This window comes from Spirosoma flavum (genome assembly GCF_042686045.1).
Classification (GTDB): Bacteria; Bacteroidota; Bacteroidia; order Cytophagales; family Spirosomataceae; genus Spirosoma; species Spirosoma flavum.
This window is the reverse complement of sequence record NZ_JBHUOM010000001.1, coordinates 1-14680: the sequence shown is the minus strand read 5'-3', so window position 1 is coordinate 14680 and position 14680 is coordinate 1. Positions and strand designations below refer to the sequence as shown.

Below are 14680 nucleotides of genomic sequence, written 5' to 3'. Positions count from 1 at the left end.
ACGTTTTACACAAAATAGAACAATGATTCAAAAGTATCACCTGCAACGAGTAGCCTATGTGCTACTGGTAACGGCGGCCCTGGCATCTTGTAAGCCTAAGCACCCAACCAGCGTACAGCCCGGTAAGACAAGTACAGCGACGGGGATTGCTTACAACCAGAAAGACGGGTTTCAGGTCAAGAAATTTGCTGGACAGAAGGCAGGTCCAAATCTTGTATTTATTGAAGGTGGCCGATTTACCATGGGCGCCCTTGAAGAGGATGTCATGAACAGTCGTGACAACCGTGAGCGAACCGTGTCGATTCAGTCTTTTTATATGGACGAAACCGAGATGGCCAATGTTCACTATCTCGAATATCTCAATTCTATTTCGCGCGATTCGTCTGAAGAAGTAGTGAAAGCTGCGTTACCCGATACGACCGTTTGGGCCAATCCTCTTTCATTTAACGATTCATACGTAACGCAGTACCTTCGTTATCCAGCGTTTCGCTACTACCCTGTTGTGGGTGTATCGTGGGTACAGGCTAGCGATTATGCTGTTTGGCGGTCAAATGCTGTGAATAATGAATTAGCTAAAGGTGGTGCTCCCAAGAAAAAGGGTGGTGGCTTTTCGCTAAAACGAAAATCTAAGAAAGAAGCTGAACCAGCTTTAGCAGAAGCAACATCAGCCGCACCAGCTAAACCAAGTCTTGAGAGCGGTATGATTTTACCCGATTACCGACTTCCAACCGAAGCCGAATGGGAATATGCGGCCAAAGCCCTTATTGGAACGCAGTATATGGACGAGAATCAGATCAATCAGCGGATTTATCCGTGGGATGGGTCGTCGGTACGAAATCCCAAAAAAGGACGTAAGCAAGGCCAGATGCTAGCTAACTTCAAACGCGGTCGCGGTGACTATGCTGGTATTGCAGGCCATTCTAATGATGGGGCAATTATCACGGCTGAAATTTATGCTTATCCAGCCAACGATTTCGGGCTTTACAACATGGCTGGTAACGTAAACGAATGGGTATATGACGTCTATCGGCCATTATCTTATCAGGATGTAAATGACCTAAACCCGATTCGCCGGAATGGGTATATGGATGACGCCAAAAACTACGATACCAAGAATAAGCAATCGTTGATTGACGATAAACTACGCGTCTATAAGGGCGGTTCCTGGAATGATGTAGCCTATTGGCTTTCGCCTGGTACACGTCGTTTCTTAGATCAGGATTCGGCTACAGCTATGATTGGTTTCCGTTGCGCCATGATTGGTGTTGGCCGCAATAAATAATTTTTCACGTTACGTTCAAAAGCAAGCGGTCATTCAGAAATGGATGACCGCTTGCTTTTGAACGAATTATAAAAACTACGGTGAACAAATCGGGTTCGTTTCACTTATCTATGTGCAGCTGCCAACGTTAGTACACCTACCGACTTACACCCAGCCCGCAATAGCTCGATAGCACAGGCTTCAATTGTTGCACCCGTTGTTAGCACGTCGTCTACAATGATGATGTTTTTATTCTTAATCTCATCGTGATTCTTTACCGTAAATACTGTTTTTACATTCTCCCACCGTTCCAATCGATTTTTACGAGTTTGTGATTCCTTGAACCTGTTGCATACCAGAATATCTGTTCGCATGGGTACACTAAAGGCTTCAGAAAATCCTTCGGCAATCCAGTCTGCCTGGTTATAGCCTCGTTGGTGAAAACGGCTTTTATATAACGGAACACCAATTATTATATCGATTTTATTAACTAATTTACTTTCAGAAAGTAGCTGGTGACCGTACCAATTTGCAACTTCTTTAGCGGCTTCTTTCTGGCCTTTGTACTTAATACCGTGAATCAGTTTTTGCACAATCCCGCCTTTGGTAAAATAAACATAAGAAGCTAAAAATTGAATGGGCACTTTCCCGGCAAACTTATGGAGGAGAGTTGAGTCGTAAGGCTCTTGATGATGGCCTGTTTCTGGCAAGTTTATCCGGCACTGTGTACAAAGAACTTTCTCATTCGCGCTCAACGGCTGGTTACAACCAAGGCACAAAATAGGAAATAAAAGATCGGTAAAATCGGCTGTGAGCTCACGAATAAATCGAAATAGGGAGAGCATTCGTTAGATAGAATAAATCGTTGTAATTTAGAGAGAAGAATAACCGTATGAGCGTCGTGAACGAAAAAAGTATAGATAAATCGTGGGATGAGTTACTTGACCAATTACTGGAACTTGTTGGGAAACGCCCTGCCGACCTCAACGCTGTTCTTTTTCTGATTGGGGTGCAAGAACTGGGTACTGGTCCCAAACGCTTCTCTAAGGAAGCTAAACAAGACCTAATGCATATTGCCGTGTGTCGGGTGCTGAGCTCGGCTGGTTATTACACGTTCGATGGTCTTGATAAGGATGGTTGGCCGCGATGGACGTTGGCTAAACCCATTCCGCACGGCGACTTATTAGCCCAGGAGAGTTTTCTAAAACAACATGTAATTCAGTATTTCGAGTCTCTTTTAGTTTAACTCTCAACCTGAATCTTTATGCAATCTTCAACGGCTTATACTACGTTGCTTCAACGTATCGATGAGTATAAAAAGCGTTATTTTCAGAATCAGTTAGTGAAAGGTAGTTTGTTCTTTGTTGCCTTACTTGGTAGTGGCTACCTATTCATAAACACTGCCGAATTTATTGGCCGGTTCAATTCCGTTGGTCGTGGTGCCCTGTTTTTTGGTTTCCTACTTACTACGCTGGTCGGTTTATATTTACTCGTTATTCGTCCATTGATGAATTTGTACGGGCTAAGTAAACCTTTATCGAATGATGAAGCTGCCCGTCAAATTGGTACTTTCTTCCCCGAAGTAGGCGATAAGTTGCTGAACACACTTCAACTCCAGCGCATCTCGTCTGACCAAAGTGATTTGCTGGAAGCTAGCTTAAACCAGCGTTCTCAACAATTACTTATTAATCGTTTTGCCAGTGCCATCCAAATAAACCGTAATCGTCAATTTCTAAAATATGCGATTCCTCCATTGGCGTTGATTCTGCTTATTCTGGTTTTCAATCCAGCTTTCTTCGCAAAATCGTCAACACGGCTGGTTAACTACAACGAAGAATTTGTTGATGAAGCACCCTTTCAGTTTGTCGTTCAGAATAAGTCGTTAAAAGCATTCAGAAACGAAGATTTTCCACTATCGGTAAAATTGACTGGTGATGCTATACCACAAGCTGTGTATGTTGTAGCTAATGGAACACGCTTTAAACTTGAGCAGTCTAAGAGCCAGTTCACTTATAATTTCGATAATCTACAACGCGACTTAGACTTTCATCTGGAAGCATCCGGTTATAAATCGCCAGAGTACAAAGTAGCCTTACTTGACAGGCCATCCGTCCTTTCGTTTAATGTAAAGCTGGCTTATCCAGCTTACTTAAATAAACCAGCAGAACAGCTTTCTAATGTTGGTAACCTACTCGTACCTCAGGGAACGGTTGTAAACTGGGAGTTTGCAGCTGATCATACAGACTCTCTTTTGCTTCGATTTAATACGGATGCAAAGCCAACCCCTGCTCGTTTGATCGATGATAATACGTTTGTATTAAATAGGCAGCTTATGCAAAATGCAGCTTATACGGTATCCCTAAAAAATGGTCAGGTTGCTTCGCCGTCAACAATTCAGTATAACGTTCAGGTCATTCCGGACCGTTATCCACAAATCTCGGTCGATCGGATTCAGGACACCGTAACGTATAACTATATAGCCCTTTCTGGCCTTATTTCTGATGATTATGGCTTCTCTAAATTACGTTTAAACTATAAAATCAATCGTAATGGAAAAGCTTCACCTATATACGTAAAGGATATTCCAGTAAACAAATCAACAACTTCTCAAAACTTCATCTACAATTGGTCACTTGATAGCTTAAAGCTTGGGCAGGAAGATCGGTTAGAATACTTTGTGCAGGTTTGGGACAATGATGGCGTCAATGGTGCGAAGTCGAGTCGATCTAACCAATTGAACTTTGAGGTTCCTTCGAATGCAGAGATTCAGAAACAGGTTGATAAATCATCTGAAAAAACGGAAGAGCAGATAAGTAACGCCCTCAGCAAAACGCAGGCGATAAAGAAGGAACTACAAACCATGGAAGACCGGATGAGGACAAAAAAATCGTCCGATTTCCAAGATAAGAAACAGCTTCAGGATGTGCTGCAAAAGCGAGAAGAGTTGATGAAGGAAGTTCAAAAACTACAGGAGCAAATGCAGAAAACAAATGACACACAACAACGCTTTGCTGAGAAAAATCAGTCCATGCAGGATAAGATGGAGCAGTTGCAGAAGCTATTTAATGAGTTGCTCGATCCTGAATCGAAGCAATTATATGAGCAGTTGAAGCAGTTGCTAGAACGAAAACAAGATGAGAAAGCGTCCGATATGCTTGACCGTTTAAGCCGTAAAGAGCGCAATATGGAACGCGATTTAGACCGAGCCCTTAAGCTTTTCAAGCAAATGCAGTTGGAACAGAAGGTTAATAACGTCGCGGAGAATCTGGAGAAACAGGCCGAGCAGTTAGAGAAGCAAGCCGAAGAGAATGCGAAGAAAAACGAGACATCTGAGGAGCAGCAAAAGCAACAGGAGAAATCTCAGGAAGACTTTAAAAACACGGAAGAGCAACTAAAGGAAATAGAGAAGCAAGCAGAGAAAGACGAGCTAAATAAACCTGAATCGTCTGAAAAGGAGCAGCAAGATATTGAGAAGGATATGGAGGAAGCGACCAAGAGCATGAAGAGCGATCAAGGTAAGCAAGCTTCTGCTAAACAGAAAAAGTCAGCGAAATCTATGCGGGCAATGAGTAAGTCGATGAAAGAGTCTATGGAATCATCTGAGAAGGAGGAGATGCAGGAGAACATAGACGACCTACGTAATATCCTTGATAACCTTATTACGTTATCGTTTGGGCAGGAGAGAGTGATGAAGGATTTTCGTGGAATGAGCTTACAGGATCCTCGCGTCACGAAATTATCTCAGGAGCAACTTAAGTTACAGGATGATGCGAAAATTATTGAGGATAGTTTAAATGCCTTGGCTAGTAGGGTTGTGCAGATTCAATCGTTTGTAACACGTGAATTGACGAACATGAAATTTTACATGGACGAAAGCGTTCAGCAACTACGTGACCGTCGCTTGAGCATGGCTTCGTCAAAGCAGCAGTTTGCCATGACATCTATCAACAATCTAGCGCTTATGTTGAGCGATGTTTTAAAGAATATGCAGCAACAAATGAACGCTATGGCGATGCCTGGCAAAGGTAAAGGGGGCAAGAAAGGTAAGAACTCCGACGGTATGGGTGAGATGCAAAAACAGCTGAATGCAAAGATGCAGCAGATGCAAAAAGGCGGCAAATCGGGTAGGGGATTATCAGAGGAGCTATCGCAAATGGCCGCTGAGCAAGCCATGATTCGAAGTATGCTCAAGAAGTTGGAAGAGAACGCAAAAGGGACTGAAGCCGGTAAACAGCAGGATAAGCAGGTGAAGGAGTTGATGGAGAAAATGGACGAGGCTGAAACTGACTTAGTGAACAAGCGTGTTAATCCAACTACCATTAATCGTCAGAATGAAATTTTAACCCGCTTGCTTGAATCAGAGAAAGCGTTAAAACAACAGGAAGAAGATCCGAAACGTCAGGCAGAAGCAGCGAAATCGACTAAGCGTAGTACCCCTTCTTTTTTTGATTCTACCAGTATGCAACAGAAAACGAAACAAGTTGAAGTACTTCGCTCGGTTACACCAAATTATAATCTCTTTTATAAGAAGGAAGCAAATCAGTACTTACAAAAGGTAAGTAAGTAGAGTCTCAACTCTTAAAAACCGCTGGCTACGCACTAAGGTCAGCGGTTTTTTGTTGCCTTGTTATTCAATAAATAATGCGTTTCACCTTTTCGACAACTTTTAACAATTTTGTGAAAAGTTTCCACGTGAAACATTTTTCATAAATTATCAAAAATGTATTCTTCATACGATGTCATTGTAGTAGGGGCAGGTCATGCCGGATGTGAAGCAGCTAATGCAGCGGCAACAATGGGCTCCCGAGTTTTGCTCATTACAATGAACATGCAAACCATCGCACAAATGTCCTGCAACCCGGCAATGGGTGGCGTAGCTAAAGGACAAATTATTCGCGAAGTTGATGCACTCGGTGGACTCTCGGGTATCATCAGCGACAAAAGCATGATACAGTTCAGGATGCTGAACCGGTCTAAAGGTCCAGCTATGTGGAGCCCACGCTGCCAAAGCGATCGAAATGTTTTTGCTTGGGAATGGCGTAAGGCGTTGGAACAAAATAAGAACATTGATTTTTGGCAGGACACAGTCAATGAAGTCCTAGTAAAAGATGGCCGTGTTAATGGCGTGAAAACAAGTTTAGGGGTCGAATTTTTTGCAAAGGCAGTTGTTCTAACGAACGGGACGTTCCTAAATGGAAAAATGTTCATAGGCGAGAAAGTGTTTGGTGGCGGACGAACTGCTGAACGACCATCTACCGGATTGACAGAACAACTGATATCATTAGGGTTCGAATCTGGCCGTATGAAAACGGGGACACCTCCACGAGTTGACGGTCGAAGCCTGAATTATGCCTTGATGGAGGAACAACTCGGAGATGAAAAGCCGGGTAAGTTCTCCTATACAGATACAGCTGCCTTAACTAAGCAGCGAAGTTGCTGGATCACCTATACCAATCAGGCAGTACATGACGAATTGAAAACTGGATTCGATAAATCGCCAATGTTTACCGGGCGAATAAAAGGACTGGGCCCACGATACTGCCCATCTGTAGAAGACAAAATAAATCGCTTTGCCGACAAAGACCGCCACCAAATTTTTGTAGAACCTGAGGGTTGGGATACGGTGGAAGTGTATGTAAATGGATTTTCTACCTCTTTACCAGAGACAGTACAATACAATGCATTGCGTAAAATCCAGGGCTTTGAGAATGTGCGAATGTTCCGTCCGGGCTATGCGGTAGAGTATGATTTCTTTCCACCAACGCAATTAAAGCCAACACTGGAGACCCATTTAGTAAGCAATCTGTTCTTTGCCGGTCAGATAAATGGCACAACGGGTTACGAAGAAGCGGCCTGTCAAGGGTTAATGGCCGGTATTAATGCTCATCGAAATACAAACGAAGAAGCGGAATTTACGATCAAACGTTCGGAAGGATATATCGGGGTGTTAGTTGATGATCTGATTACAAAGGGCACAGAAGAACCTTATCGTATGTTCACCTCACGAGCTGAATATCGGACATTACTAAGACAGGATAATGCCGATCTGCGACTCACAGAGAAAGGATATGCTATTGGTCTTGCTTCACAGGAACGCTACGAAACAATGATCGTAAAACGAAATGGTGTGGCCCAATTAACCGAAGCTATTCGCTCGGCAAAAGTGAAACCGGAAGAAATTAATGATCTGCTCGAATTGAAAGGGAGTGCGCCACTACGGGAAAAAAGTAGCTTATACACTCTTTTGAAAAGGCCTGAAATTGATCAAGCCGACGTAAAAAAACTCATGACTACACTATCTGACATGCCCAGGGTAGGGGAGGAGATAACTGAGCAAACTGTTATAGAGATAAAATACGAAGACTATCTTAGTCGGGAAAAACAGAATGCCGAAAAATTAGACAAGTGGGAAAATCTGTCGATCAACCCCACTTTTGATTATGATAGATTAAAAGCACTTTCATTTGAAGGGAAAGAAAAACTGAAACGTTTACGACCCTCAACCATTGGTCAGGCATCACGAATCAGTGGTGTTAGTCCATCCGATGTGTCGATTTTACTAGTCTACATGGGCCGATAACTGCTTTAATTTATGGCCATAAATTCGTAAGAGTTTATGGCCTTTTTTTGTACTCACTCATTTTTAATACCTGTTTTGGAAACCGTACATCAATGCCCAGTCTGCGGCAACAACACGTTCAGTACTCATTTAATCTGTGAAGATTACCTGGTTAGTAATCAGAAATTCACAATACAGCAATGTCAAAAGTGTAGCTTCCGGCTAACAAATCCTCGCCCGGATGCCAGTTCGATAAGCTCTTACTATAAGTCGGAGCAGTACGTATCTCACAATGATGAGAGTAGTGGATTGGTCAATACGGCCTATCGTTTAGTTAGAAACTACACCCTACGGTCCAAGCTAAATCTCATCAACAAATTAAATGGCAAGCAGGGAAAAATTCTGGATGTGGGCTGCGGCACAGGTGCCTTTTTAGAAAGTTGTCGAGAAGGAGGATGGCAAGTGACAGGGATGGAACCAGATCCTGATGCACGCACTATAGCCATAAAAAAACTACAGGCAGAAATTGAGCCTAGTCTAGAAGCCTTTGACAAGACTCAGCCATTCGATATTATTTCACTTTGGCATGTACTTGAACATATTCCTGATCTGAACGAATCGATCACAATTCTTCATCAGTTACTAGCAGAGCAGGGAACCTTACTGATAGCCGTTCCAAACTCAGATTCTTACGATGCCCATTATTTTAAAGAATACTGGGCTGCTTACGATGTACCTCGGCATCTGCATCATTTTACTCCCTTAACAATTGAACCTCTCTTTAAAAAGCATGGCTTTGTCTTGACTGATAAGCGGCCAATGGTCTTTGATGCATTTTACATCGCTATGTTAAGTACAAGATACAAAACGGGGAAAACTGATTATTTAAAGAGTGTACAAGTAGGATTATCCTCAAACGCTCAAGCCGGACGAACAGGTAATTCGTCAAGCCTAATTTACCTCTTCAAGAAGATATAGTTGTAGCGCCTGTCATGTGGATATAACTATTCCTTCACACAGCCGTCAGGTAAAGGTCTATTTTAAATTAAAAAAGTTAAATTTTTATGTGAATAACCTTGTGCATAACTCCCCTTAGATGGTGGACAACTTGTTCACAACAGGCCAACGGTATGTGGAAGAATACCAAAGTAATCCACACAGCTTTTTAATAAGTTGATATATGTGGAGAAATACACACATATCACAATCAGGTCCACAAATTTTCCCCACTCAAAAGTGTGTATTAAGTTTATACACAAATCCACAGACCATTAACACGCTAAATGTGGATAAAATGTTATTTACTTAATAATAAGGCTATTAGAAGTGGATAAGTAAGAAAGAAATTGTGGATATATTGTTGCTCTTATCCACAATGAGTATCTTCAAGAGTGGATAACTTATTTATACACATTTCCACATAGCTAATGGTTGTAATAACGTTTCTTTTAAAAAGCTTTTATATAAAATGTTAATAAGGTCAAAAGTCATTATTGTATTGATTTGGCTGATGGCTATCGGTCAGATATGGGGACAGGTCGTACCCACGCCAGGCGGAGCAACGCTGGCCGAAGAATATTATAAAGCTGGCGAATTTGAAAAAGCGGCCAACGAATATGCCAAGCTCTTGAAAACAGATGTGACCTGGACAAAGCTATCCCGGTATGTGTATAGCTTGCAGAAAACCAAGAAAGCTGAAGATGCTGTCAAATACCTGCGCAAGCAGCAGCGCAGTGATGAACCCAACCGACCTTTCTACGAACTGTTAACGGGTCAGTTAGCCACGCAACAAGGCGATACAACGCTGGCGAAGACACAATACAACGCTGCCATACAATCGAGCAAATCGTCAATAGCAAAACTCGAAAAAATTGCAGCAGCCTTCAGTGAAGCAGGAGAGACCCGCTGGGCGATTCGATCTCTTGAAACGGCACGCGAGGTAAGTAAAGATCCTACGGCTTACAGTGAAGAGTTAATGGCCCTTTATCGGGCAACGGGTCAGACTGAAAAATCCATCGATGAAATCATAACGACTAGTAAACAGACTGAGAAAAAAGAAACTGTACTGGCCGCCTTACAAGGGTTTATCAACACGAAGGACGAACCTCTTGTGGAAAAAGCACTTTATACGAAAATTCAACAAGAGCCAAACGAACTGGCTTATAACGAACTTCTGATTTGGTACTTTGTCCAGAAACAAAAGTTTACCCGGGCGTTGCTACAAGAGAAGGCAACTGACAAAAGACTGAAATTAAATGGTAGCCGGGTGTATGATCTTGGTATGCTGGCCATGAACAACAAAGAATATAAGACAGCGGCCGAAGCTTTTGAGTACATATCCACAACTTATCCACAAGGACAGCTTTACCCATTTGCTCGCCGGTTAGTTATCAATGCTCGAGAAGAACAGGTAAAAAACACATACCCTGTGGATAAAAGCGAGATCCGTAAACTCATTAGCGATTATCAACGGATGCTTCAGGAAATCGGCACAAATGTAAAAACGCTTGACGCCCTTCGCAGTACAGCCAATCTCTATGGAAATTACCTGGATAGTAAAGACACCGCACTAACGGTCCTGGATTTGGCGATTGATTTAGGCAAAGCCGACAAAAACTTTGTAGACCGGTGTAAGCTTGATAAAGGTGATATATATCTGCTCAAAGGCGAACCTTGGGAATCGACACTATTGTATTCACAAGTTGAAAAGTCTCAAAAGGAAGAACTCTTGGGGTACGAAGCAAAACTGAAAAATGCTAAGCTACACTATTACCGGGGGAATCTTGCGGTAGCAAAAGATTTGTTGGATGTCTTAAAACTAGCTACATCACGCGAGATTGCCAATGATGCAGAACAGTTGAGTTTATTGATTGTGGATAACACGGGCATGGATAGTACCGAGGCTGCTATGCGCGAGTATGCTAGTATTGACCTGCTATTATTTCAGAATAAAACAGACGAAGCCATCGACGCCCTTAATGGAATGATGAAAAAGTATGCGGATCATAGCTTGGCCGATGAGATTCTCTGGCTTCGGGCGAATACGTATATGAAGCAGGGCAAAAACACAGAGGCCATCGAAGACTTAAAGAAAATTGTCACAACTTATCCAACTGACATACTAGGTGATGATGCTCTTTTCGCGCTGGGTAAGATGTATGAAGACCGCCTGAAAGACAAACAGGCAGCCATGGAAGCCTATCAAAAAGTATTGACCCAATACCCAGGCAGTATTTATGGAGCAGAAGCCCGTAAACGGTTCCGCGTATTACGGGGCGACACCTTGAACTAAAGCTTCCGGTAAATTTATTCCAGCAAGAAATTAAGTTATCCACAGAAATGGGGCTAAATCACGTGATTTAGCCCCATTTCTGTGGATAACTTCGTTTAAATTGTTTGCAAGAAAGACTCTTTGAAAGCCTCGTAGTCGGCAGGAATAACAATACTATATTTTTTGCGATGGGCTAAAATTTCCAAACGCTCCGGCACTTCCACAACTTGAGCAAGCACTTCTTCTACCAATGGTTTAAACTTTGACGGGTGCGCTGTTGCTAATGCCACACCCACATAGTCTTGTTGTGTTTCGTTCAAATAGGACTGTAGACCCATAATACCAATAGCCGTGTGTGGACAGGCTACGTACCCAAATTGATCATGAATCCGTTTCATGCCAGCTCGCGTTTCATCATCGTCGAAAAAGTAGCCAGATACGTTTGTTTTAAACTGATCGTAATCGTCATCGTAAAGATGAGCTAGCCGAACGAAGTTACTTGGATTGCCAACATCCATTGCATTCGATATTGTCGTAACCGAAGGCTTGGGAGAGTAAACACCAGTTTCCAAATAAGTTGGAACAACATGATTAAGATTAGTAGCCGCGATAAAATGCGCAACTGGCAACCCCATCTTTTGTACCATTGCCCCAGCGCTTAAATTACCAAAGTTTCCGCTTGGTGTCGAAAAGACTACGGGTTTATGATATTTCTGAACTTGACCATAAGCGCTGACATAATAGAATCCTTGAGGAATAAGTCGGAAAATATTAATCGAGTTTGCTGAGGATAAAGACAAGTGCGCATTCAGTTCCGCATCAACGAAAGCCTGCTTCACAATAGCCTGACAATCATCAAACGAGCCATCTACTTCAAAAGCCTGTATGTTGCCGCCAAGCGTAGTTAATTGCTTTTCCTGCAATTCGCTAACCCGGCCAGTTGGGTACAAAATAGATACCCGAACACCAGGAACATTATGAAAACCCATTGCTACCGCCCCACCCGTATCGCCCGAAGTGGCTACCAGAATATTGACTTCTTTATCACTATGCTTTGAGTAGTGAGACATTAAACCGGCCATATACCGGGCGCCAACATCTTTAAATGCCAACGATGGGCCATGAAACAACTCTAAAACACTAGTCTTACCGGGTTCAAGATCAACAACGGGGGTAGCGAATGGAAACGCCTGATGGGTCAGTTCTTCCAGATCAGCCTTACTGATTTCATCGCTAAATAAGGCTTTACTTATTGCAAACCCAATATCAGCCAGCGACTGATCGGCGATAGCCGAAAAAAAATCGGGACCCAAAAAAGGTAAATGTGTCGGCATGTAAAGTCCTTTGTCAGCAGGCAGGCTGTGAAAAAGGGCTTGTTCTGTAGATACAGTCGTCTGAGGACTGTTTGTGCTGTAAAAACGCATGGACAAAGTCAGAGTAAGGATGCAAAGTACGGTAAATCAACTAAATGAAATGAAACGGAATAACCAAAATGTGGAAAACTATTGTTGATTAGTGGATAAGTAGGTCAATCCTTAAATTTGTCGAAACTCCAACACTTCAGTATGTCATTCGGACTATTCAACGTACCAACACCGGCAAACGAACCGGTAAAAGAATATCGGCCTGGTTCGCCAGAACGCGAAGCCGTTAAGAAAGCCTTAGAAGATTTTCGCTCTCAGGAAACTGATGTTCCAATGTATATAGGGGGCAAAGAAGTGCGAACCGACCGTAAACTTCGTATTGCTCCTCCCCACGATCATCAACACACGCTAGGCTATTTTTACGAAGGTGATGCCCAACATGTGAAAGAAGCTATTCAGGCGGCACTAACGGCTAAAGATGATTGGGCAAATTTGTCATGGGAACACCGGGCTGCTATTTTCTTAAAAGTCGCCGAACTCATCGCCGGACCGTACCGCGCCCGAATCAATGCCGCTACTATGCTGGGGCAATCGAAAAACGCCTATCAGGCCGAAATTGACTCGGCTTGCGAATTAATTGATTTCCTACGTTTCAATGTCCATTACGCGGCTGATATATACAGGCAGCAACCAGCTTCATCACCGGGCGTTTGGAACCGTCTGGAGTATCGCCCGCTCGAAGGATTCGTATTTGCACTGACACCGTTCAATTTTACGGCTATAGCTGGCAATTTGCCTACATCCGCTGCCCTCATGGGGAATACAGTTATATGGAAACCGGCCTATTCACAGATTCTATCAGCTAAAGTAATTATGGAAGTCCTTCAGGAAGCAGGATTACCAGACGGCGTCATCAACCTGATTTACGTGGATGGACCAATAGCGGGAGAGGTTATTTTTAACCATCCAGATTTCGCCGGAATTCATTTCACCGGAAGCACTGGTGTTTTTCAACAAATTTGGGGAACAATTGGCGCTAACATCCACAAGTACAAAACGTATCCACGGATTGTGGGAGAAACCGGCGGAAAGGATTTTGTTTTGGTTCATGAATCAGCTAACGCCGATGAGGTAGCTACCGGATTAGTTCGGGGTGCCTTCGAGTATCAGGGCCAGAAATGTTCAGCGGCTTCCAGAGCTTATATACCATCGTCGTTATGGAAAGCGGTAGAAGCTAAAGTGAAACAATTCTTGGGTGAGATGAAAATGGGCGTGACAGAAGATTTTACCAACTTCATCAACGCCGTTATCGACGAAAGGGCGTTTAAGAAAATTACCGCTTATATTGAGGAAGCTAAACAGAACGATACCGTCGAAGTTGTAGCGGGCGGCAATTACGACGGGACAAAAGGCTACTTTATTGAACCAACCGTCTTGTTAGTGAAGGATCCAAACTATCGAACAATGTGCGAAGAGATATTTGGCCCTGTCTTATCAATCTACGTTTATGAGCCGTCGGAGTTCGAAAATGTACTCCAATTAGTAAATACTACCTCTCCATATGCGTTGACAGGCTCAATATTTGCCAAGGACAGATATGTAATTGAACACGTCGCTCATACACTCCAAAATGCGGCTGGCAACTTTTATATCAATGATAAACCAACGGGAGCCGTAGTTGGTCAACAACCTTTTGGTGGCGCCCGAGCCTCCGGTACGAACGATAAAGCTGGTTCTGCCTTAAACCTATATCGTTGGGTGTCAGCACGTACCATAAAAGAGACGTATACCCCACCCAAATCTTTCGAATATCCATTTCTACAAGCCGAATAATATTTTAAAAAAAGTTTGAAATAACATTTGCGTAATGAAAATAAATGGCCTACTTTTGCACTCCCAAACAGCGAAAAGCAAATAACTAATTATGCTAATTGCCTTTCAATCAATAAGTTGAAAATGGGAATTGTAAAAAGTTGTCAAAATAATTTTTCAACTTTTTCTTGACAATGAAGACAGAGTAACGTACCTTTGCACTCCGAAATATAAGATAGGCCAACAACGGTTGGCCACAATCTCGAAAGAGAGACAGTTCTTTGACGTATTGACATCAAAAGGTTAGCACTAATAAGGCTAAAAACAACGTGACTACATTTATGTGATCACACAATTATTTACGATGGAGAGTTTGATCCTGGCTCAGGATGAACGCTAGCGGCAGGCCTAAT

9 protein-coding genes are annotated in these 14680 nt (G+C 42.8%); 7 read left to right on the top strand and 2 right to left on the bottom strand.

What is annotated here, in order from left to right; all coding sequences use genetic code 11:
* Window positions 1-22 precede the first annotated feature (22 nt).
* Window positions 23-1282 (top strand): gliding motility lipoprotein GldJ, encoded by a 1260-nt coding sequence (gene gldJ / locus ACFS25_RS00045; protein WP_381496303.1) that lies wholly within the window; start codon window positions 23-25, stop codon window positions 1280-1282.
* Window positions 1283-1386: 104 nt separating this feature from the next.
* Here the strand turns inward: gldJ and ACFS25_RS00040 are convergent, their stop codons facing one another.
* Window positions 1387-2106 carry a ComF family protein gene (locus tag ACFS25_RS00040; RefSeq protein ID WP_381496300.1) on the bottom strand — a complete coding sequence of 240 codons (720 nt, stop codon included), beginning with the start codon at window positions 2104-2106 and terminating at the stop codon, window positions 1387-1389.
* 47 nt (window positions 2107-2153) lie between these two features.
* Here ACFS25_RS00040 and ACFS25_RS00035 point away from each other — a divergent pair, with 47 nt between their 5' ends.
* From ACFS25_RS00035 to ACFS25_RS00015, 5 genes are all read left to right on the top strand, one after another.
* Window positions 2154-2507: a hypothetical protein gene (locus tag ACFS25_RS00035; RefSeq protein WP_381496298.1), complete on the top strand. Its 354-nt coding sequence runs from the start codon at window positions 2154-2156 to the stop codon at window positions 2505-2507.
* 18 nt (window positions 2508-2525) lie between these two features.
* A complete protein-coding gene (locus ACFS25_RS00030; RefSeq protein WP_381496295.1) occupies window positions 2526-5828 on the top strand; it encodes a DUF4175 family protein in 3303 nt (1100 codons plus the stop codon).
* Between the two features lie 153 nt (window positions 5829-5981).
* A complete protein-coding gene (gene mnmG / locus ACFS25_RS00025) occupies window positions 5982-7841 on the top strand; it encodes a tRNA uridine-5-carboxymethylaminomethyl(34) synthesis enzyme MnmG (protein WP_381496293.1) in 1860 nt (619 codons plus the stop codon).
* 75 nt (window positions 7842-7916) lie between these two features.
* Window positions 7917-8798, top strand: coding sequence for a class I SAM-dependent methyltransferase (locus tag ACFS25_RS00020; protein ID WP_381496291.1), 882 nt, complete (start codon window positions 7917-7919; stop codon window positions 8796-8798).
* 490 nt (window positions 8799-9288) lie between these two features.
* On the top strand, window positions 9289-11112 hold the full coding sequence (locus ACFS25_RS00015; protein ID WP_381496288.1) for a tetratricopeptide repeat protein: 1824 nt from the start codon (window positions 9289-9291) through the stop codon (window positions 11110-11112).
* Window positions 11113-11207: 95 nt separating this feature from the next.
* On the opposite strand, the gene thrC is transcribed toward ACFS25_RS00015, so the two are convergent.
* On the bottom strand, window positions 11208-12515 hold the full coding sequence (gene thrC / locus ACFS25_RS00010) for a threonine synthase (RefSeq protein ID WP_381496286.1): 1308 nt from the start codon (window positions 12513-12515) through the stop codon (window positions 11208-11210).
* Window positions 12516-12656: 141 nt separating this feature from the next.
* On the opposite strand from thrC, the gene pruA reads away from it, so the two are divergent.
* Complete coding sequence (pruA, locus tag ACFS25_RS00005) at window positions 12657-14288, top strand: L-glutamate gamma-semialdehyde dehydrogenase (RefSeq protein WP_381496284.1); 1632 nt, start codon at window positions 12657-12659, stop codon at window positions 14286-14288.
* Window positions 14289-14680 lie beyond the last annotated feature (392 nt).

Excerpts from the sequence above, each read along its gene's own strand:
- gldJ (WP_381496303.1), top strand. The coding sequence starts at position 23 with ATGATTCAAAAGTATCACCTGCAACGAGTAGCCTATGTGCTACTGGTA.
- ACFS25_RS00040 (WP_381496300.1), bottom strand. The coding sequence starts at position 2,106 with ATGCTCTCCCTATTTCGATTTATTCGTGAGCTCACAGCCGATTTTACC.
- ACFS25_RS00035 (WP_381496298.1), top strand. The coding sequence starts at position 2,154 with ATGAGCGTCGTGAACGAAAAAAGTATAGATAAATCGTGGGATGAGTTA.
- ACFS25_RS00030 (WP_381496295.1), top strand. The coding sequence starts at position 2,526 with ATGCAATCTTCAACGGCTTATACTACGTTGCTTCAACGTATCGATGAG.
- mnmG (WP_381496293.1), top strand. The coding sequence starts at position 5,982 with ATGTATTCTTCATACGATGTCATTGTAGTAGGGGCAGGTCATGCCGGA.
- ACFS25_RS00015 (WP_381496288.1), top strand. The coding sequence starts at position 9,289 with ATGTTAATAAGGTCAAAAGTCATTATTGTATTGATTTGGCTGATGGCT.
- thrC (WP_381496286.1), bottom strand. The coding sequence starts at position 12,515 with ATGCGTTTTTACAGCACAAACAGTCCTCAGACGACTGTATCTACAGAA.
- pruA (WP_381496284.1), top strand. The coding sequence starts at position 12,657 with ATGTCATTCGGACTATTCAACGTACCAACACCGGCAAACGAACCGGTA.